The organism is Ruegeria profundi, from assembly GCF_020171505.1.
In the GTDB taxonomy this organism is placed as follows: Bacteria; Pseudomonadota; Alphaproteobacteria; order Rhodobacterales; family Rhodobacteraceae; genus Ruegeria; species Ruegeria profundi.
In genome coordinates, this window is record NZ_JAIUZS010000010.1 from 45,115 (window position 1) to 67,155 (window position 22,041).

Below are 22,041 nucleotides of genomic sequence, written 5' to 3' on the forward strand. Positions count from 1 at the left end.
GATTCCAAAATGCGGGCTTTGAAGATTGCGGCAACAGGCATGACCGCGCAGCAGATGCGGGTCGAGACGATTTCCAACAACTTGGCGAACACGAACACCACCGGCTACAACGCGCGCCGGGCCGAATTCGCGGATTTGCATTATCAGCAGATGGCACGGCCCGGAGCAGTAAATGCCAATGACGGGACCGTCCTGCCGACGGGTATTCAACTGGGTCTGGGGGTGCGTCCTGCTGCTGTAACGGTGCAACTGGCGCAGGGCGCGTTGTCAGAAACGGGAAACGATTTGGATGTCGCCATCGAAGGCCGCGGATACCTTGAGGTAACGCTGCCCAATGGGCAGTCGGCCTTTACCCGCGATGGTAGTTTGAAACAGTCCGCCGAAGGATTGATCATCACCTCGGATGGGTTCGCAGTGGCCCCGGAAATCACCATTCCCGACGATGCCCGGTCGATCTCGATCAATGCGTCGGGTGAGGTCTACGCCTATTTCGACGATACGACTGACGGGCAACGGTTGGGGGAACTGACGCTTGCCAGTTTCTCGAACGCCAAAGGGCTCGAAGCGATTGGCGGTAACCTGTTCAAAGAGACCGAGGCCTCTGGCGCACCAATAGTCGGAACCCCGGGTGAGGACGGATTGGGCACCTTGCGACAGGGTTATCTTGAGGACAGTTCGGTCGATGCGGTGCGTGAGGTCACGGAACTGATCGAAGCGCAGCGGGGCTACGAGATGAACGCCAAGGTCATCTCTGCCGTCGATCAGATGATGGGCGCAACGACACAGGTGCGGTGATGCGGTTCCTGATCCTGATAGCATCGCTGCTGGTGCCGGTTGTTGCCATAGCCGATACCGTCGTTCCAACCCGGACAATCCGCGCCAAGGAAATTATCGCGGCCAATGATCTTGAGACCAAACCCCAGAAGGTGGCCGGAGGTGTCAGTGATACTGAGGTCCTGGTTGGGTTAGAAGCCCGCGTGGCGCTGTATCCGGGGCGCCCCATTCGCGCGACTGACGTGGGGCCACCCGCCCTCGTGGATCGCAACGACCTTGTTGTGCTGATCTTTGACCGCCAGCCGCTGTCGATCACGGCAGAGGGTCGCGCGCTAGGGCGTGGCGCTGCTGGGGATCGCATTCGGGTCATGAACCTTTCTTCCCGTACCACCATCTCCGGCGTAGTTCGACCGGATGGCAACATCGAGGTAAAATGATGTCCAAACTCTCCAAGTCTCTGCTCGGCGCGGTTTTGGTCGTATCCGCCTGTGGGCGCGTTGATCACCTCGGTCGGCCGCCAAGCTTTACCCCAAACGAGGACTCTCCGGAACAGGTCGCGATGCTGTGGCCAGGATTGCCACTGCATACCCAGCCGCAACGCAATGTGGACCGGTCCTCGTTATGGAGCGGTGGGCAGAATTCTTTGCTGGGAGATCAGCGGGCAATCAAGAAGGGTGACATCCTGACGGTCGTGATCGAACTGGACGAGCAGGCAGAGTTCACGAATGACACGGAACGGTCGCGTTCGGCCTCGGAAAGCCTTGGGATAAACGGATTGTTTGGATTGCCGCAGCGCGCGAACCGGCGCTTGCCCGAAGGGGCGTCGCTGGCAGAGGCTGTTGCGATCAACTCCGCTTCGGAAAGTGAGGGCGAAGGGTCGGTGACGCGCAAGGAAAAACTGACGCTGCGCGTAGCGGCGACGGTCGTGGATGTTCTTCCGAACGGTGTCCTGTCGATCACTGGTTCGCAGGAACTGCGGGTCAATTTCGAACTGCGAGAGCTGTTGGTCACAGGCTACGTGCGGCCGCAGGATATCTCGCGCAGGAACGAAATCACCTATGACAAGATCGCCTCGGCCCGTGTGTCTTATGGTGGACGAGGACAGATCACGGATGTGCAACAACCACGCTTCGGCCAGCAGATCCTTGACGCCGTACTGCCGTATTAAGGAGCGGATGTGATGAAGATACTTTTACCCATTTTGTTTATGCTGCTGGGTCTTGGTGCTGGAATTGGGGCCGGAGTGACACTGCCGCCGACCAGCCGGTCGAGCGAGGCTGTAAAACACAGCCAAGACGCGACGAACCCCACCAATACCTCATCAAATTCAAGCGATATGGTGGGCGAAAACTACAAGAAGAGCGGATATGAATACATCAGGATGGCCAAGCAATTCGTAGTGCCCGTCGTTGACGAGGACCGGATTGCGGCGCTGGTAACTATGACTTTGAGCCTTGAGGCCAGCGTCGGCACGACCGAAGCATTCTATGCGATCGAGCCGAAGCTGCGTGACGGTTTTTTACAGGTCATGTTTGACCACGCAAATACTGGTGGCTTCGATGGTGCATTCACCGAGTCAGACAACTTGGATGTCCTGCGCAAAGCGTTGCTTGAAGAGGCGCGTAAAAGCATGGGTGGTGAAGTATCGCGGGTCTTGATCATGAGTGTCAGCCGTCAGGATGTTTGATCCTGACGGCTTTTACAGCCTATTACCTAGTACACTGACGATTTCTTTGCCCGTGCGCGTTTGAGCACCTCTTTCTGCGCGGCGGAAAGCTTCGCGACAGCTTGTTGGCGGCCGAATGCCGTGCGCAACGCTTCCATGGCGGTAAGTTTTTGGGCGCGAATCCGGGCCAATTCCAGATTGAGTTGGCGACGTGATGCTGATTCCCAACTGCTCCACAGAACATCTGTCCCTGTGACGCGGTAGCCCTTGGACGCGGCGCTGTCCTTTCGCGACTGCCGTACCTGCGCTTCAAGCCGGGCCAACTGCTGCTGTACGCGGGCCTCGGCCTCAAGCAAGGGGCGCAAAAGCTTGCGCTCTTTTTGAAAAGTGGCTTCAGTGACTTTCTCAAGATCCGAAAATACGTTTTGTTTCACCTGATCTGTCCTTTTGCCTTTTTGCGCATGGCCTCAGCGAAACGGATCGCCGCTGCGACGGGCCGATAATGCTCTTCCGCAATTTCCTGTCCGATCTCGACAGCTGCGTGCAGGGCGCGGGCAGTGGGCGGATCGGAATGGAGTGGAACACCAGCTTCCATGGCTCGGGCTCGGATGGCGGCGGCGACCTCATCAACGCCTTTGGCCACGCAAACTGGCGCGGATCCCGCTGTACGGGCCCATTTCAAGGCTACAGCGTAGTGGGTTGGGTTGACGATGACGACGTCCGCTTCGGGCACGTCCGACATCATTTGGTTCAAGGCGATGTCCTGCGCACGTTGGCGGCGTTGTTGCTTTACGTGGGGGTCGCCTTCGGCGTCTTTGGTTTCGTCCTGAACTTCCTTGCGCGACATCCTGTTCTTGCGCATGTGTTCAGCGTGTTGCCACAGGTAATCCACCACCCCGATCGCCAGTGCCACTGCGATAACGATGAACATAAAGCGAAACAGAAAGTTCATCATCAACATCACGGACATCCGTGCGGGTGATGCGCTGGCCGAAAGAATCGCGGCGATGTTGGCCTTGAGAAACAGCGCCAGGCAGGTACCGTAGATCACCAGTTTCACAAAGCTTTTGGCGAACTCAAACAAGCCTCCGCGACCAAATTTGTTCTTGGCGTTCGCGATGATCGAGATGCGGGAAAGCTTTGGCTTCAACTTGCTGGGCGCGAAGATCAAGGCGCGTTGGGCGATCAAGCTGAGTAGAACCGCAGCGGCGGGCACAGCGAACAGGAGGCCGGCCGACAGTAACGCGGTAGTCAGCATCCCTCCGACCGGGTTGGCGGCTGATCCGTCAACCAATAAGGGTGCGATTTCACCGGCCTGGTCAATCAGTACGGAGAACAAGCTGCCCATGCTTTGAACGCTGAATTGTCCAGCTGCGAGCAACGCGACAAGCAACCCGGTATAGGCGGCCACGACGGACAAGTCGTTCGACTTCGCAACCTCACCCTTTTCGCGGGCTTTCTGAAGCTTTTGCGGAGTCGCCTCGTGGGACTTGTCGCTGTCGTCGTCAGATGCGCTCATCTAGGGTCCTCAAGCGGGTTCAGCAAGAATGAGAACAAGGCATCCGACCAAACAGACAGGATCAGGGGGGTTCCTGCGAACAGAAGGAAAAGGCCCGCGAAGGTGATGGCCGGCGCGCCGACAAAGGCCACCATCAACTGCGGCATCGCACGGTTAATGACGCCCAGCGCGAGGTTGTAGATAAGCGAGGCTATGACGAAGGGCATGGCCAGGGAAAAGGCCAACGCAAAGCTGCGCGCGATCTGTTGTACCCCCCACAGTGACAGGTCCGGCGCAAGCGGTGCTGTGCCCAAAGGAAACAATGTATAACTGTGGATCAGAAACTGCGCCGCGCGGACGTGTAAGCCGAGCAAAACAGCAAGTGTTATCCCGGCCAGCGTCAGCATGTACCCCATCGCCGGGACAGGGTCTGCAGCGGCCGGTCCAAGAATTTGCGACAACGACGTTGCCTGGGCAGCAATCGAGCCTGCGGTCTGCAAGGCCAATACGAATACCCGCAGCGCAATTCCCAAGGCGACCCCGATCAGCACTTCGGTTAATACCATACCTACCATAGATAGCAGGTCTGGCTGGGTGACTGGCTCCGCAATCGCAGGTGTTACAATCAAGGTGAAAGCCGCAGCGACACTAAACTTTACGCGCGTCGGGATGCTGCGTTCGCCGAAGGCGGGCAGCAGCGAGACCATCGCCGAGACACGTAGAAAAACGGCAAACAGGTGCCACAGACCTTCGCTCAGCTGGGGCAAAAGCTCCGGTGGCAACGCGATCATGCGGGGACCGTTCCGACCAGCGCCGGGCGCGCCTCAAGCCCTATCTCTTCAAAGGACAGCACGGGATTGGCAATGCCGCGAGCATGCATGACGGTGCGCAGCAGCCGACGTCGCCGGGTCGAGGTGACCAACGCAGGAAACAGCCCATGATCGGCGGATTGCGCCACACTATCGGTCACACCGTCAGCCAGTTTGTTGAACAGGTTTGGCGGCAGCGCCACGTCAAGACCCGAAACAGGCGCATCAATCTGATAGGTGGCAAATGTATCTTCCCACTCCGGCGCCAGCTGGATCAGGGGGATTGAACCGTCTTCGCGTTTCATCTCGGCGACCAGTTGAAAGCCTAATCGTTGCCGAACCAGTTCGCAGATGCCTTCGGGCTGGGTAGTGGTCAGGCGCGCCTCGGCAACGGATTCCAAGATAAGGGCCATGTTGCGGATCGAGACCCGCTCGTCCAGCAGCAGCCGTAGCACGGCATGCAATGTGTCGATCGGCACCTTGTCGGGGATCAACTCATCCAACAGTTTGCGGTTTGCCTCAGCCCGGATCGGATCACTCAGACGGGTCATCTCGGACAATAGCCGGCGCAGGGATTTCAGCGTCAACAGGCGCGAGAAATTCTGTTTGATGATCTCAAGCAGATGAGTGGCCAGAATCTCGGGCGGTGAAACAATGGTGGCTCCGCTCAACGCGGCGGCCTCTTGGTCCTTGGGTAGAATCCAGCGCGCCGGGGCGCCATAGACAGGTTCGGTGACATCGTTGCCATCGGGCAGCACATCCTGGCCGTCCTGTACCAGCGCCAGCACCAAGTCAGGGTTCAGAACGCCGCGCGCCTGCTCAACACCTTGCACCTTGACCACATAAGTGCCCATTGGCAGTTCGGCGCGGTCGGTCAGGCGAATGTCGGGCAGGATCAGGCCAAAGCCGGAGGCCACGTAGGTCCGCATATTGGCAATCCGAGCATCCAGCCCGGTACCCGGATTCAGAACCATGCTGACCAGATCCGGCGCGAATTCCAGGTGAACGTCGTCCAGGTCCAGAATGTCTCCGATAGCTTGAGAAGCTGGAGTGTCATCCTGTGCCGAAGGGTCTGCGGCCTCGTCGTCTTGCGCGGATTGTTTGCGGTGAACCGTAAAGGCCGCGTAGCCCAGCACACCCGCGCCTAAAATGAACGGCAAGAAGGGCAAACCGGGCACAAGTGCAAATAGCACCATGAGCATTGCGACAGTTCCCAGAGCGGCGGGATGCCGCCCCAATTGCGAGAAAATCGCATTATCGGTTGCGCCCTGCGTGCCGCCACGCGCTAGCAACAGAGCCGAGGCAATCGAGATTATAACGGCCGGGATTTGCGAGACCAGCCCATCGCCAACGGTGAGGATGGCATAGGTTTCGAACGCCGAGGAGATCGGCATCCCATGCACGATCACACCCATGATCAGGCCCATCACGAGGTTCAGCAAAGTAATCAGCAGCCCGGCAACCGCGTCGCCTTTGACAAATTTCGACGCACCGTCGAGTGAGCCAAAAAAGGTTGTTTCCTGTTGTTCGCGCTCACGCCGCTCTTTCGCTTGCTGGTGGTCGATGGCCCCGGCGCTCATGTCGCTGTCGATCGCCAGTTGTTTTCCCGGCATCCCGTCCAGAGCAAATCGCGCGCCGACCTCCGCCATGCGCGCGGCACCTTTGGTGATCACCATAAAGTTGACGATCAGCAGGACGCCAAAGACCACCAGCCCAAGAAATATGCTGCCGCCCATAACAAAATCGGCAAAGCCTTCGATTACGTCTCCGGCGGCGTTTGGTCCGGTGTGGCCTTGCCCGATGATTAACTTGGTTGAGGACACGTTCAGCGACAGCCGCAACATCAGCGAGGCCAGCAGGATTGTTGGAAAAGACGAAAAATCCAATGGCCGTTCGATAAACAGCGTCAGCGTGAAGATCAGGATCGCCAAGGCGAACGAGGCCGCCAGACCCACATCTAGCACCCAGGCGGGCATTGGCAGGATCATCATCACGATGACCGTCATAAGCGCAAGCGCCAGCAGCACGGTCGGAGAAAACAGGGAACGAGCGTCGATTTTGGGCACGCGATTCTCCTAATCGAACGAGATAAAGGCGGTTGCAGCGCCGGACGGCGGAACCAGAGAGCCCAGCGATTTCCCGCCAGACTGTTGAGGGTTTATCGGGAGCAGAGAGGCCGCACTGGAAGTGGACGTGTCATCCTCGCCCCAGCCCAAGGCTTGTTGCCCGCTTTGATCCAGTTGGGCCAAAACGGTCTGAAACCGGCTTGAATACGACTGTGCCAGTGATGGTGTACGGGAATGATAGGCCCCGACCGCGGCGGGCCAGGACCCGAGCTCGGCATATAGCCTTTTCAGAAAACGAGCGGCATAAGCGGCATTTTCATAAGGGTCGAACATCGCATCAATGGATCGGAAGGCCTTGCTATGCCAACGATAATTGATTTGAAAACAACCGATATCAAAGCTGCGTTTGCCCGCTTTGAAAATGTTGAAGACGTAAAATTTTGCCTCGCGTTCCGAGGTGAACCAAAATCCCCGCCCCTCAACGTTTATGGTCCACGGCCAAGGCTCTAACCGCCCGTCCCGCGTGCGCCCGGTTTCTATGCGCGCAATCGCACGCAGAACGTCCAATGGTACGTCTTCGGCATGGGCGGCGCGGCGGGCGGCGGCGTCACATATCCTGGCCCCGCCGGCATTCGGCATGGCAAAACCCTGATGCGCCACGCACAAGGTAAGAAAACAAAGCCCAAGAATCAAAAGATGAGGCATTCTGCCAGTCCGGAATTCTGATCAATCCGGGCCAAGCTAGTCTTGCTAGGGTTTACAGACGGTTATCAACCACTCAAATTCGATCTATCCGGCGGCCAAACACGACACTTGTGTTTGTGCGCTGAACACCGGGGATCTTGGCCAAGTCGTCAACCAGAATGTCCAGATCCTCGAGCCTCGGAGCCTCGGCGGACAACAGCAGATCGAACTCACCATTGATGGACAGGCAGAGTTTCACTTCGGGGTAGGCCTCAAGCCGTTTGATAATGCGCGTGGTTTCCTTTTGCTGCACTTCCAGCAAAACAATAACCTGCACACGTGGGGTGTCTTCGAGGCTGTTCAATATGACGGAATATCCGGCGATTGAGCCGTTCTTTTCCAATCTGCGAATTCGCTCATGCACGGTCGTCCGGGCCACGCCCAGTTTCGCCGCGATTTTCGAGGTCGACTCGCGGGCGTTGTGTTGCAGCGCAGCTATGATGCGACGGTCTAGTTGGTCCATGGTAGTCCAAGGTGTAACACAGCGCGCTTGCGGCTCAAGATGTGTCGGTATGCGCGTTGAACGCGGCCTTATGACTTGGGTGCAGCCAAGTCAGCGTCGCCGCCACACCCCCGGGCGCCGAGATCAGGGCCATCCATAAAAGCGTTGTTGCCAGCTCGGTTGCCCAACAGTGCAACAACCTGAGCGCCCAATAGGTGGCGTTGAGCGCGAATGTGCACCAACTTTAAAGGTATTTTGTTATCGTCTTAAAGCTTTCTATGTCAGGTGAATCGCTTTGACCATCAGGCGACAGACAGTGTTCGATGTGATCGTAGATCAAAACGCGCTTGGCGATAGCGATTGCTTTTTCAACAGCAAAGAGTTGCTGGGCAATGTCGGCGGGAGGGGCCTGATCGTCCAGCATTTGTATGACCTTAGCCAAGTGACCATTTGCCCGTTTGAGCCGTGCTGAAATCTGTGGATGAGAATTGCGGGTGTCCAACGTCATATCTATATCCCTATCCCCCCCATATGGATTCTGTCAAACGCGGGTGACATGAATAGCGTGATCCTGCCTGTGGCGTTGAGTTTGCAGACCAAACCGCCTATTTCGGGGGCAATATCGCGTAAAGGAAGACCCTCGTGGCAAACCATCTCTATAAAAACGACCTGCCGGACGGGCTGGACCTTGGTTCCGTCGTGGCGATTGACTGTGAAACCATGGGGCTGAATCCGCATCGCGATCGCCTGTGTGTGATCCAGATGTCCGGCGGCGACGGTCACAGCCATATTGTACAGGTGGAAAAGGGCCAGACCGCAGCACCGAACCTGTGCGCCATGCTTGAAAATCCTAATGTTCTTAAGCTGTTCCATTTCGGCCGGTTTGATATTGCCGCGATGTATCATGCCTTTGGGGCACTGGCCGCGCCGGTTTACTGCACCAAGATCGCCAGTCGGCTGGTGCGAACCTATACCGACCGCCACGGGTTGAAGAATCTGTGCCAGGAACTGATCGGGGTCGATATTTCGAAGCAGCAGCAGATGAGCGACTGGGGTGCTGAAACCCTGACCGAGGCGCAGCTGGACTATGCTGCCTCGGACGTCTTGTACCTGCACCAACTGCGTGACGCGCTGGACGCGCGTCTGGCACGCGAAGACCGCACCGAGATGGCGCAGGCTTGTTTTGACTTCTTGCCGATGCGTGCGAAGCTTGACCTCGCCGGTTGGCCCGAAACGGATATCTTTGCACACTCATGACCGACAACGAGTCCTTTCTGAAAACCGCGAAGCAGGTTGTCACCGACGAGGCCCGAGCGCTGGATGTGCTGGCTGACAGTTTGGATGATCAGTTCGCCGAAGCGGTGCATATGATCCTTCAGGCGCCGGGCCGCATTATTGTCAGCGGCATTGGTAAATCCGGCCATATCGGACACAAGATCGCCGCCACGCTGGCCAGCACGGGCACGCCCGCGTATTTTGTGCACCCCGCCGAGGCCAGCCATGGCGATCTTGGCATGGTGTCCAAAGGCGATGTGGTTCTGGCGATTTCCAACTCGGGCGAAGCGCCTGAACTGGCGAACCTGCTGGCCTTTACCCAGCGCTTTGGGATTCCGCTGATTGGGTTGTCGAGCAAGCCGGAAAGCACGTTGATGAAACAGGCGGACGTGCACCTGTTGATCCCGTCTTTGGGCGAGGCTTGCGGCTTTGGAATGGTGCCCTCGGTCTCGACCACGCTGACGCTGGCGATGGGTGATGCGCTGGCGATTGCCCTTATGAAGTATCGCGATTTCAAACCCGAAGATTTCCGCGCCTTTCACCCCGGCGGCAAGCTGGGCGCGCAGCTTTCGACTGTGCGTGATCTGATGCACAAGGATTTGCCCTTGGTTCCTGTTGGCACACCAATGAGCGAGGCCTTGCTGGTCATGAGTCAAAAAAGCTTTGGCGTCGTTGGCGTTACGGATGAAACTGCCCGCCTTTTAGGTATCGTGACCGATGGCGACCTGCGCCGGAATATGGATGGCCTTTTGGATAAAAACACCGAAGAGGTCATGACGCGTGACCCGCTTACCATCGCACCGAATGCAATGGCGGAAGAGGCGGTCGCGATCATGAACGACCGCAAGATTACGTCGTTATTCGTGGTTGATCCCGCTGCTCAAGGACGCGCCGAAGGCTTGTTGCACATCCACGATTGCCTGCGCGTCGGGCTGGGTTAGACGGGAGGTATAGCAGTGGACGGACATTCACGCAGGGTACAGTTCCTCAAGGTGTTGCTGCCGCTGGTGGCCATCCTGATTCTATCCAGCGTATTCCTTTTGTCCCGCAGTATCGATACCAGCGTGAACGTGCCCTTTGCGCAAAATGATATTGACGAACGGCTGGCGGATCAGGTGGTCACACAGCCAAACTACCGCGGCACCACGCGCAAGGGTGAAGAGGTTCAGATTCAGGCGATCCGGGCCACGCAGGGGACCGGGGCATCCACTCCGACTGCCGCAGAATTCCGCGGTCGTCTGGGGTTGTCGAATGGCGGTGTCATTACGCTGGATTCAAATTCGGGCGTGCTGCGGCCTGACAAGAACTCGGCCACCTTTGTTGGTGACGTGGTCATCACGTCAACGGATGGCACTGTCGTCACCACCGAACTGCTGAACACCGCACTCAACGAAATCCGGGGCGACGCGCCGGGTCAGGTCAATGGAACTGGTATCATCGGCAATTTTACGGCGGGTGGGATGACCTTCGGCACGGAAAAAAAGGATGGTCCTGTCCATATTATTTTTACAGATGGCGTGAAGCTGATATACGAGCCCGAAAAGGCAGAAAGATAACCTGTGACAAATTTTCGTTTTGTTCTGATTTGTTGCGCTCTGACCCTGGGTGCTTTTGGTGCGGCTGCGCAGGAAACGCAGGTCGCGTTTGGCGCTGTCCAAGCAGATCCTAGCCAACCAGTCGAGGTGACATCGGAACGGTTGAACGTCAATCAAGAGGACGGATCGGCCGAGTTTCTGGGAAATGTGATCGTTATTCAGGGTGAGATGCGCCTGACGGCTGAGCGCGTGTTGGTGATCTACAATGAGGAACGCTCGGGCATTGAGCGGATGGAAGCGACCGAAGATGTGGTTCTGGTCAGCCCGCCCGATGCGGCCGAGGGTGACTGGGCTGAATATACCATCGACTCGGGCGTAATCGTAATGAAGGGCAATGTGCTGTTGACACAGGGGCCCAGCACCATCAGTGGCGATCAGATGAATGCCAACCTGACGACTGGCACAGCTACGATGACTGGAAATGTCAAAACCATCCTGCAACAGGGCGAAAACTGATGACGCGGCCTGAATTGACCGTGGCCCATGGGCAATCAGGCCTTCGGATAGAAAAACTGCGGAAATCCTATCGCAAGAAAACGGTGATCCGGGATGTGTCGATGACGCTCGACCGGTCCGAAGTTGTTGCGCTGCTGGGGCCAAACGGTTCAGGCAAAACCACAACGTTCTATTCGGTCGCTGGTCTGGTGTTCCCCGAGGCCGGCACCGTCACGATTGACGGGCAGACCGTGACGACCTTGCCGATGTATCGCCGTGCGCGGCTGGGCATCGGCTATCTGCCGCAGGAAATGTCGATTTTTCGCGGTATGAGCGTTGAGGACAATATCGCTTCGGTGCTCGACATCTCGGTGAAGCATGTTCATCGCCGCAAAGAACGACTTGAGGAATTGCTGTCGGACTTCTCGATAGAACATCTGCGTCGGGCACCTGCGCTGGCGTTGTCGGGCGGGGAACGTCGCCGTGTCGAGATTGCGCGCTGCCTCGCGGCTGATCCGAAATACCTGCTTTTGGACGAACCTTTTGCCGGTGTTGATCCGATCAGCGTCGGTGACATCCGCCACCTTGTTGCCGACCTGAAAAAGCGCGGCATCGGTGTTTTGATCACCGATCATAACGTGCGGGAAACGCTCGAGATTGTGGATCGCGCCTACATCCTGCATGATGGTCAGGTCCTGATGTCCGGCACACCGGATGAAGTGGTCGAAAACGAAAACGTACGCCGCGTGTACTTGGGCGAAAACTTCCGGATTTCATAAGCTTGCGCAATATTGCGCCGACGGTATGGCGGATTTTACGTATATGCACGTCTGTTTTGATTGACTCTTTCGCCGTCTCTTGCCTCAATTGGGCTATGGCGTTTCTTCGGTTCCCGTCTGGATCACGATCCCCCTTCTTTGAAGGGAGGCAGGTACGGCTACCGCGGAATATGCCTTTATCCCCCACCCGATAAAAAGACATGCGTCGCGCTACGTGACGTAAGAATGGGTGTGAATTGTGAAGGAGATCACATGCGTTACCAAATCAGCGGAAAACAGATCGACATCGGTGCGGCGCTGCAGACTCACGTGCAGACCGAGCTGGGCGAGGTTGTGGGTAAATATGCCCAGCGACCTACAGATGCCAACGTCGTCTTTTCCCGTTCAGCGCATGAATATGTATGCGAAACCACAGTGCATCTTTCCACTGGCCTGACAGCGCAGGCCAAGGCCCATGCGACTGAAATCTATGCGGCCTTCGAAGGCTGCTGTGACAAGATGGAAACACAACTGCGCAGGTATAAGCGGCGGCTGAAGGACCATCACAAGGATCGTGCAGAGCCTGTTGAACTCTTCGGGGCGTCGTCTTATATCCTCGCCTCTGATGAATCTGAGTCGGCTGACGAACCCGAATCCCTGCAGCCGATGATCGTGGCCGAGATGGAAACCAAGATCCCATCGCTGAGTGTTGGTGAAGCCGTTATGCAGATGGAACTTGCCGGTGCCCCGGTGCTGGTGTTCCGGAATGAAAACAAGGATGGATTGAACGTCGTGTATCGTCGGGAAGACGGCAACATAGGCTGGATTGATCCGTAACAGGCAAGAATAGCAAAGGCGCGCCCCCGCATCTGTGGGAGCGTCGCCATGGAGCGTAATCATGGAGCTTTCGAGCATACTGAAGCCCGAGGCAGTCCGCGTATTGTCTTCTGCTTCCAGCAAGAAGCGGTTGTTTCAGGAAATTGCGGATGTGGCTGATGCGACACTGGGCCTTGAAGCTCAGCTCGTCGTTGACGCGCTGCTAGAGAGAGAAAGCCTCGGGCCAACCGGTGTTGGGCATGGCGTGGCGCTCCCGCATGCAAGGATGGGCGGGTTGGAAAGTGTTTCGGGCGTGTTCGTGATGCTTGAAAAGCCGCTTGATTTTGGCTCGGTTGACCGCCAACCGGTCGATATCGCTTTTGCGCTGTTCGCGCCCGAAGAGGCCGGGGTGGATCACTTGAAAGCGCTTGCGCTGGTGTCTCGTACCTTGCGCGATACGTCAGTCTGCTCGAAGCTGCGCGCCAACCCGGATCCGGTCAAGCTGTATGCCATTCTGACCGAAGCACAATCGATGCAAGCCGCTTAGTTTACATAAGAAAAAGCCCCCGGACATCCGGAGGCTTTTTCGGGTTCCACCGCGACTACCCGCCGGTGCCCATTTCCAATGTCCACCAGATTTTGCCGCCGCCTTCCTGATGCCAGGCAAACCCCATTTGCGTAGCCTTCGGATCCATGATCACCGAGCGCGGCCCGGGTTCCTGCATCCAGGCAGCGAGGGTCTCGGTCTCGGTCTCATAGGTCTCAGAGATCGCTTCACCCAGGAAGGTACCAAAGTAGCCCACGCGCCGCGCGCGGTCGATCGGAGAGGACCCGTCCGACCCAAAATGCCACGGGCGATTCTGTCGGGCCATGTCCTTTGAATGTGTTGCCGCGGCAGCGTTCAGTTGTGCGTTCAGTTGCACGGGCTGCAAGCCTTGGGCCTGACGCAGCGCATTGACCGAATCAAGCATGCGGAACTGCAGTTTTTCGGAGTTTCGCCCGATCTTGTAAACTGTCGGCAATGGCCGCCCGTCCGAGCCATAAGTCGGAGTGCTGGTTGGAGTACACGCTGCCAGCGCAACAACGCATGCAAAAAGGAAAGAAACTATACGCGTCATGATTAGCCTGATGATTGGTTTAACCTAGGGCATAGCGCGACAGGCGGCCTTGGGCAAACGAACGGTGCCCCCATTTCGCATGATTCTGCCGGTTTGGTTTGCGACTGAAGCATTCTGGCAATAGAATATGTGAGATTTTCAGGTTGGCCTTAGCAGAGGACCGTTCATCATGGTCAAAAAATACTTACACACTTCTACCCGTCGTGGGTTCCTTGCCGGAGCGTCGGCAGTATTGGCCTCTCCTGCTATCGCGCAATACATACCCGGCGATCCGCTGCGCCCCGCGCCCGAGCCGGAACCGCAGGTGCGTCGGAACATTTCGGGTTTTCGCGCGCAGGATTGGCGAACCTATTTCTCAAATACAAATAACGGCGCGATCCTGGTTGATACAATTTCTCGTGCGTTACATTACTGGTCCGACGACCAGAGAACCTACAAACTCTACCCGTCTTCAGTGCCATTGACCGAGGAATTGACCCGTCGTGGCCGGACCAGCGTGATCCGCAAGGTTGAAGGTCCAAGCTGGTCTCCGACGCCATCGATGAAAAAGCGAAACCCCGAATGGCCGGACTATATTCCGCCAGGTCCGGATAACCCGTTGGGAACACACGCTTTGTATCTCAGCTGGAAATATTACCGTATTCACGGCACGCATGATACCCGCAAGATCGGGCGCCGATCGTCCAATGGGTGTATTGGCTTGTTCAACGAAGATATCGCAGAATTGTTTTCAATGACGAATGTTGGCACGCAAGTGTTGCTAATTTGACCACATTTTTGCTCACGAACCCGCTTGCAGCGCAAGTTGCAATTGCATTCCAGTCAGATAGCTGATTAGAAAAATAACACGAGGTAAGTCTTGGGTGCGCGGTTTCACTATTTGGAATCGTGCAAATTCTGGAGGTTAATATGAAGAAACTCGTTCTCGCCGCTGCACTGACCGCTGCTGCTTCGACCGCTTATGCCGGTAACCTGGAAGAGCCGATTGTCGAAGCACCGGTTGTTGTGGAAGAAACACAGGGCACGTCGCAGGGTATCCTGCTGCCGCTGATCCTGCTGGTCGTCGTAGCCGCAGCTGTTGCAGCAAGCTAATTTGACGAGCGTTATCTAGAGAAAAGGCGGTGGAGCACTCCACCGCCTTTTTTCATGCCTGGTTGCAAAGATGGCTCAGTCCAACCAGCCCTTCAGGTTATCTTCGATCACTTTGCCAAGGGCTTCGATGTGCGAATCGTCATCGTTGAGGCAAGGGATGTAAGTAAACTCCTCACCGCCCGCTTCCTCGAAGCTCTCTTTTATCTCTTCGTTAATTTCTTCCAGCGTTTCGATGCAATCGGCTGAAAATGCGGGTGCGATGACGGCGATGTTTTTCTTGCCCTGTTTGGCCAAGTCCGCCACGTGGTCAACGGTATAGGGTTTCAACCATTCCTCGGGGCCAAAGCGCGACTGGAACGTCGACGTGATCTGATCATCTGGCCAGCCCAGCCGTTCCTTCAGCAATCTTGTCGTCTTGGCGCATTGGCAATGGTAGGGATCGCCCTGTTGCAAGTACCGTTCCGGCATACCGTGGTACGAACAAACCAGGATATCCGGCTTGGATTCCATCTGGGCATAGGCGTTTTCCACCGACCGGGCCAATGCGTCGATATAGGCGGGCTCATCGAAATAGGGTGGTACCGTGCGGGCTGAGGGTTGCCAGGCTTCATCCATCAATGCACGGAAGAACTGATCGTTGGCGGTCGCGGTAGTAGCGCCCGCATAATGCGGGTAAAGCGGGAAAAAAAGCATGCGATCACATCCTGCGGCTACCATTTCGCGCACTTTCGATTTGGTCGACGGGTTTCCGTAGCGCATGCAGAAGTCGACCAGCACCTGATCTCCATAGCGCGCCTGCATCGCTTTGCGCATCTTGGCTGTCTGGTCCTTGGTGATCGTCATGAGTGGGCTTTCGCCCTTATCGTGGTTCCAGATCGACTTGTAAGCCTCACCCGAGCTGAAAGGACGCTTGGTCAGGATGATGCTTTGTAAGATCGGCTGCCACTTCCACTTGGGATAGTCGATCACGCGCTGATCCGACAGAAACTCGTTCAGATACCGCCGCATTGGCCAATAGCTATAGTCATCCGGCGTGCCCAGATTGGCCAGCAGGATACCAACACGGCCCATTTTGACCTTGGGGTGGTCTGCGGGGGCATGGGATGGGCGGGTGGCGTCAAACATGTCGGGCTTCCTGAATTTCTGCGTATCGGGCTGAGATAACTGGAAAAGACCAGTCGTCAATCGGGCAGTTTGCCTTCTTTTGTTCCCAAGGCATCGGCAAGGCGCGCTTTGGCCGATCCTGGTCGCAAGGGTCTTTGTTGGCTTTCGTCGGGTGACCAGCCGGTCAGGCAGATCAATTCGTATGTTGCGGGCAGCCGCCCTGAAGGGGTCGAGAAGTGGCAGGCATAGATCTCTTGGGCGCGCGAAAAAATCTTCCTTTGTGTGGGGTGTTTCACACGCCCGGACAAGCTGTTGGTCTCTCCCATCGCGCGCAGGTCATGCATCAGGTGGGTCAGGTCGCGATATTCCGCCGTCAGACGGGCGGTGTCGGCGACTGGCAGGGCAAGTCCTGCCCGTTGCAGCAAGCCGCCCAGATCGCGTAGTTCGGCCATGGGCGCGATGCGTGGGCTGAGCCCCCCGCTGACCTCGATCTCGGCTTGTCCAAGGACGGCACGCAGCTCGTGCAGGGTTTCGCCTCCCAGACATACCACCAACAGCAACCCATCTGGCCTTAGGGCTCGGTGGCATTGGATCAGTTGGCCCACGGGATCATTGGCCCAGTGCAGCGCCATGGCGTGGATCACCAGATCATGCGCCTTGGGGTGCAAGGCCAGAACCTCATCATCCGGGATAACCTGTGCGTTGGTCAGAACATTCTGCCAAATCTGTCGGAACGGCGTCACGATCGCTGGGGCCGTGAAGGTTTTGTTAACCATAGAGAGGCGATCCTGCACTTCGTCCACGGCGGCATGATGCAGGAACAGGGCCTCATCCCGCGCTCGGGCACGGTGCCGGTCAAGTGCCCGGCGGTCGAACAGAGAGGGTGCAGTGGAGTCAGGCAGCTTCATAGGGCGGAATTATCGCATCTTGCAGCGAATTCAAACCGCTGTTCAACTCATCTATCCCGCGCGGTGTCTGGGATGCGGTGATCTGACCGAAACCGATTTTGGTCTGTGTGGTTCTTGCTGGCGCGATACGCCCTTTATCGGCGGCCTCGTATGTGAAAGTTGCGGCGTGCCTCTGCCGGGCGCGCCAGACGGTCATCGAATTGAATGTGATGACTGTATGAAAACACCCCGCCCATGGAGCGCCGCGCGCGCCGCGCTTTTGTACGAGGGCAAGGCAAGGTCGTTGATTCTGGCGTTGAAACATGGCGACAGACCGGAATTGGCCCGCCCAGCGGCCAGGTGGATGGCGCAGGCTGGCAGGGACTTGATACGCGATGATATGCTGATTGCGCCGGTGCCGTTGCATTGGTCGCGATTGGTCAAACGGCGATATAACCAGTCGGCGCTGTTGGCGCAGCATTTGGCGCGCGAAACCGGGCTGGACGTTTGCCCGGACCTTTTGAAGCGCCGGGTCCGGACGCCGGTTCTGGACGGGAAAACCGCAGCGGAACGGGCAGATACCCTGTCAGGCGCGATTTCACCCCACCCCGGACGCCTGCATCGGATGCACGGCCGGGATGTGCTGTTGGTAGATGACGTCATGACCTCGGGCGCGACACTGACGGCCTGTGCACGTGTCTGCCGTGAAGCTGGCGCAAATCATATTTTTGTGTTGGCTCTGGCGCGCGTTGCCAAGGATGCCTAATTCGCACAAGATTGTAAAAAATCTGAAGGACAAGAAATGAAACCGGTTGAAATCTACACCTCGCCGCTGTGCGGCTACTGCCACGCGGCCAAACGTCTGCTGAAACAGAAGAAAGTTCAGTTCAAAGAAGTCGATGTGCTGATACATCCCAAACGCAAGCCCGAAATGATCAAGCGAGCGGGCGGCAAACGCACCGTGCCGCAGATTTTCATCGGTTCACAACATGTCGGCGGCTGCGATGAGCTCTATGAACTTGAGCGGCAGGGCAAGCTGGACCGTCTGCTGGCGGCCTGATGAAATCCGCGCTGCTGCAACTCACCTCGTCGGATGATCCGGTCGAAAACCTGGCGACCGTTCGCGGCCTGTTGGCCGAGGCGGCAGGCCAGGGCGCGCGGTTCGTCCTGACGCCCGAGGTGACGAATTGTGTCTCTACCAGCACAACGCGGCAGCGCGCGGTTCTTCAGCATGAAGAAGACGACATCACGCTCGCGGGTCTGCGCGATCAGGCCGCTGAGCTGGGCGTTTGGCTGCTGATCGGCTCGCTTGGTATCAAAACCCATGACGCTGACGGACGCTTTGCCAACCGCTCCTTCCTGATCGACCCGCAAGGGCAGATCGTGGCAAAGTACGACAAGATTCATATGTTCGACGTACAAGTCACCGAGTCTGAGACGTTCCGCGAATCAAAGAACTACCGTCCGGGTGATAAGGCCGTTTTGGCCCAAACCGACTTTGGTACGATTGGGATGACTATCTGCTACGATATTCGGTTTCCACATCTCTATGCGTCTCTGGCGCAAGCAGGCGCGCGGATTCTTACTGTTCCGGCGGCATTTTCCCCAGTGACCGGCGCAGCGCATTGGGAATCGCTGCTGCGTGCACGGGCGATTGAGAATGGCGCATGGGTGCTGGCACCTGCGCAAACCGGAGAGCACGCGAAAACCCGTGGAAAGACCCGCCACACATACGGCCACAGTATGGTCGTGGCCCCGTGGGGAGAGGTCGTTGTCGACGCAGGGACCGATCCGGGCATTCACTTTTTCGATTTGGATGATAGTTCTGTGACTGAGGCGCGTCGCCGCGTGCCCTCGTTGACGCACACCCGTCGTTTTGACGGGCCCTGATCCAGAATCGGACCATGACAGACGATCACAATGCCCTCGCGGTCACGCTGTTCAGCGAGATCCTGACCGCAGACCAGCTATTGCGCAACCGGCTCAGCCGGGTGCTGCCAAAGGGCATGGAGATTTCACATTTCTCGGTTCTGAACCATCTGGTCTTTGTGGGCGACGAACGGTCGCCTGCGCAACTGGCAGGCACGTTCCACGTCACGCGCGGGGCGATGACCAACACTCTGGCCAAGCTGGAATGGGCCGGATACATCCACATTCGTCCCGATTGGGACGATGCCCGCCGCAAGATGGTTGCTATCAGCCCCGCAGGACGACGCGCGCGCGATCAGGCAATCGCGTCAATCGCGCCGATGATCAACCGCGTGGTGGAAGAGTTAGGTGTTGAGCGCGTGCGCAGCACGTTGCCGGTGCTGCGCGATCTGCGAATCCAGTTGGAAGGCGAATAGCTTTAGCTTGGCTTCACACTCGCCGTCACATAGTTCACGCTCAAATCCCGGTCTGAGATCGACCAGCTCCAGAGAATCGGATTGAAGACAAAGCCTTTGCGATCTACCGGCTCCAAACCCGCCTGACGCAGCAGGTCGAACAACTCGTCGGGCGTGATGAACTTGCTCCACTCATGCGTGCCGCGTGGCAGCCAGCGCATGACCACTTCGGCCCCGAAAATAGCCATCGCATATGATTTCGGGTTGCGGTTGATGGTCGAGCAGATTTGCAGCCCGCCGGGTTTTAGCAGTTGTTGTGTTGCGGTGAGATACGAGAGCGGATCGGCCACATGCTCCACCACCTCCATGTTCAGCACCACATCGAATTGCTCACCTGCGGCAGCCATGTCTTCGGCCGTGGTGTGGCGGTAATCGATCTCAAGCCCGGAATGCTCGGCATGAATGCGGGCGACGGGCAAATTGCGTTCAGCTGCGTCCGCGCCAACAACCTCGGCGCCCAAACGGGCCATGGGTTCGCTCAGCAAGCCACCGCCGCAACCGATATCCAGTAGGCGAAGGCGTTCGAAAGGCTTAGGCGACTTTAAATCCCGGTCGAATTCTCCTGCGATCTGCTGTGTGATATAGTCAAGACGGCAGGGATTCAGCATGTGCAGAGGCTTGAATTTCCCATGCGGGTCCCACCATTCCGCGGCCATCGCCTCGAATTTTGCGATCTCGGACGGGTCCACAGTATTCGGATGCGCTTGCATTCCTGTCTCCGTATGCTCTTTTACGTTAAAGGACTATATAGGGCGATAATGGACAAGTACCCGGACCAAAAGCGCGCAGTGCAATATCTGTACCCGCCGATCGACCCGTTCGATCAGCGCATGGTCGATGTTGGCGAAGGCCACCGTATCTATATGGAACAGTGCGGCAATCCCAATGGCGTGCCGGTTGTGGTCCTGCACGGTGGGCCGGGGGGCGGCTGCAGCCCGGCGATGCGACGCTATTTTGACCCGAATACGTACCGGGTGATTCTATTTGATCAACGCGGCTGCGGTCGATCACGGCCACACGCATCAGTGACCGATAACACCACCTGGCATCTGGTGGCAGATATCGAACGGCTGCGGACCCTGCTGGATATCGACGACTGGACTGTGTTTGGCGGCAGTTGGGGCGCCACACTGGCGTTGATCTACGCACAGGCGCATCCGGACCGCGTGAATCGATTGGTGCTGCGCGGCGTGTTTTTGGCCACGCAGGCCGAATTGGATTGGTTCTACGGCGGCGGGGCCGGCAAGTTCTGGCCCGAGCAATGGGCAAAGTTCACCGCGCTGCTGACCGAGGGCGAACTGTCCGACACGATCGGCGCCTACAACAAACGCCTCTTCTCGGGGGATCGCGCCACTGAAATCCTGTACGCGCGGGCCTGGTCCGCGTGGGAGAATGCATTGGCGTCGATTCACGCGCAAGGTGGGGTTGGGGAAAGCCCTGGTGAATACGCGCGCGCCTTCGCGCGGCTAGAGAATCACTATTTCATGAATGCTGCTTTCCTTCAGAAGGATGGGCAGATCCTCGAGCAGATTGGTAAGATCGCACATATTCCCGGACATATCGTGCAGGGCCGTTATGACATGATCTGCCCGCCGCAGGCGGCGTGGGCCCTTGCTGATCGCTGGCCCAATGCCGAGCTGAAGATGGTACGCAACGCGGGCCACGCTTTGTCTGAACCCGGCATCAGTGCCGAGTTGGTTCGAATCATGGACCGCGTGGCCGAGGGGGTAGCATGACCCGGATTGACCGCCGCGCTCTGTTCGCCTCGGGTGCCGCGGCTGCCTTGTTAGCGGCGACGGGTAAGTCACTGGCGGATACGCCAAAGGCGGGGGGTGCTCTACGATTGGCCGTGCCGCGCGACGATAGTCTGGAGCTGGTGGCGCGCGGGGCTGTTTTTGATACGCTGACCGAGATTGCGCCCGACGGCACGTTGCGCGGCGAATTGGCGACTGGCTGGCATACCGATGCCGAAGCGCGTGTCTGGCGTTTTGACCTGCGAAAGGGTGTTACCTTCCACGACGGCGCACCGCTGGAAGCCGCCGATGTGGTGGCTGTTCTGAGTGAGGTCGGACAAGCTGAGGCACTTGCTGCAGATTCGGTTCGGCTGGAGCTTGCCGAGGCTAACCCGGGCGTTCCCTTCCTTCTGGCTGACAACCGCTTTGTCATCACCCGGGGCGGACAGGGCGTAACGCCGCTGAACAAGGCAAACGGCACCGGATGCTACCGGGTGGAACGCGCGGATGACGATCGTCACTTCCTGGGCCGCAAAGTGTCCGGGCATTATAAGGACGGTTCGGCAGGGTGGGCGGAGACGATCGAAATCATCGTTATCCCCGATGCACGTGTACGGGCTGAAGCGCTGCGGGACGGATATGTCGATGTGGCCGCGTTGCCGGCAGGTGGCGGTCTGAAAAACCAGCGTGGATTGCGATATTTCCCGAGTGAATCGGACATGGCGCTGGCCGTGGCCCCGCATGTGGGCATGCCGCGTCAGATTGCTACGGGCCGCGCGCTTGATGATGGCCGCATAGCCGAACGGTGGTGGTTGGCGTAAATCAGGCCACGCAACGCGCTAGGG

Annotated in this window: 30 protein-coding genes; 19 read left to right on the forward strand and 11 right to left on the reverse strand. The window is 57.6% G+C overall.

Annotated elements, in window-relative coordinates:
- Positions 1 to 9: 9 nt before the first annotated feature.
- The 4 genes from flgG to LCM21_RS19145 are packed head-to-tail and all read left to right on the forward strand — an operon-like array spanning position 10 to position 2,461.
- Positions 10 to 795: a flagellar basal-body rod protein FlgG gene (gene flgG, locus LCM21_RS19130; RefSeq protein WP_068338498.1), complete on the forward strand. Its 786-nt coding sequence runs from the start codon at positions 10 to 12 to the stop codon at positions 793 to 795.
- Entirely contained in the window at positions 795 to 1,211 is a 417-nt protein-coding gene (flgA, locus tag LCM21_RS19135; protein ID WP_224892023.1) for a flagellar basal body P-ring formation chaperone FlgA, read from the forward strand. Before flgG ends, flgA begins: the two co-directional genes overlap by 1 nt.
- Positions 1,211 to 1,942 carry a flagellar basal body L-ring protein FlgH gene (gene flgH, locus LCM21_RS19140; protein WP_404818140.1) on the forward strand — a complete coding sequence of 244 codons (732 nt, stop codon included), beginning with the start codon at positions 1,211 to 1,213 and terminating at the stop codon, positions 1,940 to 1,942. Before flgA ends, flgH begins: the two co-directional genes overlap by 1 nt.
- A 12-nt stretch (positions 1,943 to 1,954) precedes the next feature.
- On the forward strand, positions 1,955 to 2,461 hold the full coding sequence (locus LCM21_RS19145) for a flagellar basal body-associated FliL family protein (RefSeq protein ID WP_224892025.1): 507 nt from the start codon (positions 1,955 to 1,957) through the stop codon (positions 2,459 to 2,461).
- Positions 2,462 to 2,487: 26 nt separating this feature from the next.
- Here the strand turns inward: LCM21_RS19145 and LCM21_RS19150 are convergent, their stop codons facing one another.
- The 7 genes from LCM21_RS19150 to LCM21_RS19180 all read right to left on the reverse strand — a co-directional run bounded on the left by LCM21_RS19150 (position 2,488) and on the right by LCM21_RS19180 (position 8,507).
- Positions 2,488 to 2,874, reverse strand: a complete 387-nt coding sequence (locus LCM21_RS19150) for a hypothetical protein (protein WP_224892026.1) — start codon at positions 2,872 to 2,874, stop codon at positions 2,488 to 2,490.
- On the reverse strand, positions 2,871 to 3,959 hold the full coding sequence (gene flhB, locus LCM21_RS19155) for a flagellar type III secretion system protein FlhB (protein ID WP_224892027.1): 1,089 nt from the start codon (positions 3,957 to 3,959) through the stop codon (positions 2,871 to 2,873). Before flhB ends, LCM21_RS19150 begins: the two co-directional genes overlap by 4 nt.
- Complete coding sequence (locus tag LCM21_RS19160; RefSeq protein ID WP_224892028.1) at positions 3,956 to 4,729, reverse strand: flagellar biosynthetic protein FliR; 774 nt, start codon at positions 4,727 to 4,729, stop codon at positions 3,956 to 3,958. Before LCM21_RS19160 ends, flhB begins: the two co-directional genes overlap by 4 nt.
- Complete coding sequence (flhA, locus tag LCM21_RS19165) at positions 4,726 to 6,753, reverse strand: flagellar biosynthesis protein FlhA (protein ID WP_404818139.1); 2,028 nt, start codon at positions 6,751 to 6,753, stop codon at positions 4,726 to 4,728. Before flhA ends, LCM21_RS19160 begins: the two co-directional genes overlap by 4 nt.
- A 69-nt stretch (positions 6,754 to 6,822) precedes the next feature.
- The gene (locus LCM21_RS19170; RefSeq protein WP_224892030.1) at positions 6,823 to 7,518 is read right to left on the reverse strand and encodes a lytic transglycosylase domain-containing protein; all 696 of its coding nucleotides are present in this window, start codon (positions 7,516 to 7,518) and stop codon (positions 6,823 to 6,825) included.
- 73 nt (positions 7,519 to 7,591) lie between these two features.
- Positions 7,592 to 8,020: an Lrp/AsnC family transcriptional regulator gene (locus LCM21_RS19175; RefSeq protein ID WP_224892031.1), complete on the reverse strand. Its 429-nt coding sequence runs from the start codon at positions 8,018 to 8,020 to the stop codon at positions 7,592 to 7,594.
- 223 nt (positions 8,021 to 8,243) lie between these two features.
- Positions 8,244 to 8,507, reverse strand: a complete 264-nt coding sequence (locus LCM21_RS19180; protein WP_224892032.1) for a metal-sensing transcriptional repressor — start codon at positions 8,505 to 8,507, stop codon at positions 8,244 to 8,246.
- 134 nt (positions 8,508 to 8,641) lie between these two features.
- Here LCM21_RS19180 and LCM21_RS19185 point away from each other — a divergent pair, with 134 nt between their 5' ends.
- The 7 genes from LCM21_RS19185 to LCM21_RS19215 all read left to right on the forward strand — a co-directional run bounded on the left by LCM21_RS19185 (position 8,642) and on the right by LCM21_RS19215 (position 13,425).
- Positions 8,642 to 9,256: a ribonuclease D gene (locus LCM21_RS19185; RefSeq protein ID WP_068338523.1), complete on the forward strand. Its 615-nt coding sequence runs from the start codon at positions 8,642 to 8,644 to the stop codon at positions 9,254 to 9,256.
- The gene (locus LCM21_RS19190) at positions 9,253 to 10,215 is read left to right on the forward strand and encodes a KpsF/GutQ family sugar-phosphate isomerase (RefSeq protein ID WP_224892033.1); all 963 of its coding nucleotides are present in this window, start codon (positions 9,253 to 9,255) and stop codon (positions 10,213 to 10,215) included. Before LCM21_RS19185 ends, LCM21_RS19190 begins: the two co-directional genes overlap by 4 nt.
- Positions 10,216 to 10,230: 15 nt before the next feature.
- Positions 10,231 to 10,830, forward strand: a complete 600-nt coding sequence (lptC, locus tag LCM21_RS19195; RefSeq protein ID WP_224892034.1) for an LPS export ABC transporter periplasmic protein LptC — start codon at positions 10,231 to 10,233, stop codon at positions 10,828 to 10,830.
- Positions 10,831 to 10,833: 3 nt separating this feature from the next.
- Entirely contained in the window at positions 10,834 to 11,325 is a 492-nt protein-coding gene (locus tag LCM21_RS19200; RefSeq protein ID WP_068338532.1) for an LptA/OstA family protein, read from the forward strand.
- A complete protein-coding gene (gene lptB, locus LCM21_RS19205) occupies positions 11,325 to 12,083 on the forward strand; it encodes an LPS export ABC transporter ATP-binding protein (protein ID WP_068338535.1) in 759 nt (252 codons plus the stop codon). Before LCM21_RS19200 ends, lptB begins: the two co-directional genes overlap by 1 nt.
- 252 nt (positions 12,084 to 12,335) lie before the next feature.
- Positions 12,336 to 12,899 carry a ribosome hibernation-promoting factor, HPF/YfiA family gene (gene hpf, locus LCM21_RS19210; protein ID WP_068338538.1) on the forward strand — a complete coding sequence of 188 codons (564 nt, stop codon included), beginning with the start codon at positions 12,336 to 12,338 and terminating at the stop codon, positions 12,897 to 12,899.
- A gap of 61 nt (positions 12,900 to 12,960) precedes the next feature.
- Positions 12,961 to 13,425 carry a PTS sugar transporter subunit IIA gene (locus LCM21_RS19215; RefSeq protein ID WP_068338541.1) on the forward strand — a complete coding sequence of 155 codons (465 nt, stop codon included), beginning with the start codon at positions 12,961 to 12,963 and terminating at the stop codon, positions 13,423 to 13,425.
- A 55-nt stretch (positions 13,426 to 13,480) separates the two neighbouring features.
- Here the strand turns inward: LCM21_RS19215 and dalA are convergent, their stop codons facing one another.
- Positions 13,481 to 13,996, reverse strand: coding sequence for a divisome-associated lipoprotein DalA (gene dalA / locus LCM21_RS19220; RefSeq protein ID WP_068338545.1), 516 nt, complete (start codon positions 13,994 to 13,996; stop codon positions 13,481 to 13,483).
- A 169-nt stretch (positions 13,997 to 14,165) separates the two neighbouring features.
- On the opposite strand from dalA, the gene LCM21_RS19225 reads away from it, so the two are divergent.
- Positions 14,166 to 14,765: a L,D-transpeptidase gene (locus LCM21_RS19225; RefSeq protein WP_224892035.1), complete on the forward strand. Its 600-nt coding sequence runs from the start codon at positions 14,166 to 14,168 to the stop codon at positions 14,763 to 14,765.
- Positions 14,766 to 14,905: 140 nt separating this feature from the next.
- Positions 14,906 to 15,088 (forward strand): ferrochelatase, encoded by a 183-nt coding sequence (locus tag LCM21_RS19230; RefSeq protein ID WP_068338552.1) that lies wholly within the window; start codon positions 14,906 to 14,908, stop codon positions 15,086 to 15,088.
- 75 nt (positions 15,089 to 15,163) lie between these two features.
- Here LCM21_RS19230 and hemH read toward each other — a convergent pair whose 3' ends face one another.
- Both hemH and LCM21_RS19240 read right to left on the reverse strand, forming a co-directional pair.
- On the reverse strand, positions 15,164 to 16,213 hold the full coding sequence (hemH, locus tag LCM21_RS19235) for a ferrochelatase (RefSeq protein WP_224892036.1): 1,050 nt from the start codon (positions 16,211 to 16,213) through the stop codon (positions 15,164 to 15,166).
- Between the two features lie 56 nt (positions 16,214 to 16,269).
- Positions 16,270 to 17,100: a methyltransferase domain-containing protein gene (locus LCM21_RS19240; protein ID WP_224892037.1), complete on the reverse strand. Its 831-nt coding sequence runs from the start codon at positions 17,098 to 17,100 to the stop codon at positions 16,270 to 16,272.
- Between LCM21_RS19240 and LCM21_RS19245 the strand changes: the two genes are divergently transcribed.
- Genes LCM21_RS19245 through LCM21_RS19260 form a run of 4 tightly spaced genes read left to right on the forward strand, consistent with a single transcriptional unit; the run spans position 17,081 to position 19,424 of the window.
- Positions 17,081 to 17,845: a double zinc ribbon domain-containing protein gene (locus LCM21_RS19245; RefSeq protein WP_224892038.1), complete on the forward strand. Its 765-nt coding sequence runs from the start codon at positions 17,081 to 17,083 to the stop codon at positions 17,843 to 17,845. The two genes, LCM21_RS19240 and LCM21_RS19245, sit on opposite strands and share 20 nt — an antisense overlap.
- Positions 17,846 to 17,881: 36 nt before the next feature.
- Positions 17,882 to 18,139, forward strand: coding sequence for a glutaredoxin 3 (gene grxC / locus LCM21_RS19250; RefSeq protein WP_068338559.1), 258 nt, complete (start codon positions 17,882 to 17,884; stop codon positions 18,137 to 18,139).
- On the forward strand, positions 18,139 to 18,969 hold the full coding sequence (locus tag LCM21_RS19255) for a carbon-nitrogen hydrolase family protein (protein ID WP_224892039.1): 831 nt from the start codon (positions 18,139 to 18,141) through the stop codon (positions 18,967 to 18,969). The genes grxC and LCM21_RS19255 overlap by 1 nt, the downstream gene beginning before the upstream one ends.
- A gap of 14 nt (positions 18,970 to 18,983) precedes the next feature.
- On the forward strand, positions 18,984 to 19,424 hold the full coding sequence (locus tag LCM21_RS19260) for a MarR family winged helix-turn-helix transcriptional regulator (protein ID WP_224892040.1): 441 nt from the start codon (positions 18,984 to 18,986) through the stop codon (positions 19,422 to 19,424).
- A gap of 2 nt (positions 19,425 to 19,426) precedes the next feature.
- Here LCM21_RS19260 and ubiG read toward each other — a convergent pair whose 3' ends face one another.
- Positions 19,427 to 20,173, reverse strand: coding sequence for a bifunctional 2-polyprenyl-6-hydroxyphenol methylase/3-demethylubiquinol 3-O-methyltransferase UbiG (ubiG, locus tag LCM21_RS19265; RefSeq protein ID WP_224892041.1), 747 nt, complete (start codon positions 20,171 to 20,173; stop codon positions 19,427 to 19,429).
- Positions 20,174 to 20,221: 48 nt separating this feature from the next.
- Between ubiG and pip the strand changes: the two genes are divergently transcribed.
- Together pip and LCM21_RS19275 are read left to right on the forward strand one after the other, a co-directional pair.
- Entirely contained in the window at positions 20,222 to 21,199 is a 978-nt protein-coding gene (gene pip, locus LCM21_RS19270) for a prolyl aminopeptidase (RefSeq protein WP_224892042.1), read from the forward strand.
- Positions 21,196 to 22,017, forward strand: coding sequence for an ABC transporter substrate-binding protein (locus tag LCM21_RS19275; RefSeq protein WP_224892043.1), 822 nt, complete (start codon positions 21,196 to 21,198; stop codon positions 22,015 to 22,017). The genes pip and LCM21_RS19275 overlap by 4 nt, the downstream gene beginning before the upstream one ends.
- Positions 22,018 to 22,041 lie beyond the last annotated feature (24 nt).

Excerpts from the sequence above, each read along its gene's own strand:
- flgG (WP_068338498.1), top strand. The coding sequence starts at position 10 with ATGCGGGCTTTGAAGATTGCGGCAACAGGCATGACCGCGCAGCAGATG.
- flgA (WP_224892023.1), top strand. The coding sequence starts at position 795 with ATGCGGTTCCTGATCCTGATAGCATCGCTGCTGGTGCCGGTTGTTGCC.
- flgH (WP_404818140.1), top strand. The coding sequence starts at position 1,211 with ATGTCCAAACTCTCCAAGTCTCTGCTCGGCGCGGTTTTGGTCGTATCC.
- LCM21_RS19145 (WP_224892025.1), top strand. The coding sequence starts at position 1,955 with ATGAAGATACTTTTACCCATTTTGTTTATGCTGCTGGGTCTTGGTGCT.
- flhB (WP_224892027.1), bottom strand. The coding sequence starts at position 3,959 with ATGAGCGCATCTGACGACGACAGCGACAAGTCCCACGAGGCGACTCCG.
- LCM21_RS19160 (WP_224892028.1), bottom strand. The coding sequence starts at position 4,729 with ATGATCGCGTTGCCACCGGAGCTTTTGCCCCAGCTGAGCGAAGGTCTG.
- flhA (WP_404818139.1), bottom strand. The coding sequence starts at position 6,753 with ATGACGGTCATCGTGATGATGATCCTGCCAATGCCCGCCTGGGTGCTA.
- LCM21_RS19170 (WP_224892030.1), bottom strand. The coding sequence starts at position 7,518 with ATGCCTCATCTTTTGATTCTTGGGCTTTGTTTTCTTACCTTGTGCGTG.
- LCM21_RS19175 (WP_224892031.1), bottom strand. The coding sequence starts at position 8,020 with ATGGACCAACTAGACCGTCGCATCATAGCTGCGCTGCAACACAACGCC.
- LCM21_RS19180 (WP_224892032.1), bottom strand. The coding sequence starts at position 8,507 with ATGACGTTGGACACCCGCAATTCTCATCCACAGATTTCAGCACGGCTC.
- LCM21_RS19190 (WP_224892033.1), top strand. The coding sequence starts at position 9,253 with ATGACCGACAACGAGTCCTTTCTGAAAACCGCGAAGCAGGTTGTCACC.
- lptB (WP_068338535.1), top strand. The coding sequence starts at position 11,325 with ATGACGCGGCCTGAATTGACCGTGGCCCATGGGCAATCAGGCCTTCGG.
- hpf (WP_068338538.1), top strand. The coding sequence starts at position 12,336 with ATGCGTTACCAAATCAGCGGAAAACAGATCGACATCGGTGCGGCGCTG.
- LCM21_RS19215 (WP_068338541.1), top strand. The coding sequence starts at position 12,961 with ATGGAGCTTTCGAGCATACTGAAGCCCGAGGCAGTCCGCGTATTGTCT.
- dalA (WP_068338545.1), bottom strand. The coding sequence starts at position 13,996 with ATGACGCGTATAGTTTCTTTCCTTTTTGCATGCGTTGTTGCGCTGGCA.
- LCM21_RS19225 (WP_224892035.1), top strand. The coding sequence starts at position 14,166 with ATGGTCAAAAAATACTTACACACTTCTACCCGTCGTGGGTTCCTTGCC.
- LCM21_RS19230 (WP_068338552.1), top strand. The coding sequence starts at position 14,906 with ATGAAGAAACTCGTTCTCGCCGCTGCACTGACCGCTGCTGCTTCGACC.
- hemH (WP_224892036.1), bottom strand. The coding sequence starts at position 16,213 with ATGTTTGACGCCACCCGCCCATCCCATGCCCCCGCAGACCACCCCAAG.
- LCM21_RS19240 (WP_224892037.1), bottom strand. The coding sequence starts at position 17,100 with ATGAAGCTGCCTGACTCCACTGCACCCTCTCTGTTCGACCGCCGGGCA.
- grxC (WP_068338559.1), top strand. The coding sequence starts at position 17,882 with ATGAAACCGGTTGAAATCTACACCTCGCCGCTGTGCGGCTACTGCCAC.
- LCM21_RS19255 (WP_224892039.1), top strand. The coding sequence starts at position 18,139 with ATGAAATCCGCGCTGCTGCAACTCACCTCGTCGGATGATCCGGTCGAA.
- LCM21_RS19260 (WP_224892040.1), top strand. The coding sequence starts at position 18,984 with ATGACAGACGATCACAATGCCCTCGCGGTCACGCTGTTCAGCGAGATC.
- ubiG (WP_224892041.1), bottom strand. The coding sequence starts at position 20,173 with ATGCAAGCGCATCCGAATACTGTGGACCCGTCCGAGATCGCAAAATTC.
- pip (WP_224892042.1), top strand. The coding sequence starts at position 20,222 with ATGGACAAGTACCCGGACCAAAAGCGCGCAGTGCAATATCTGTACCCG.
- LCM21_RS19275 (WP_224892043.1), top strand. The coding sequence starts at position 21,196 with ATGACCCGGATTGACCGCCGCGCTCTGTTCGCCTCGGGTGCCGCGGCT.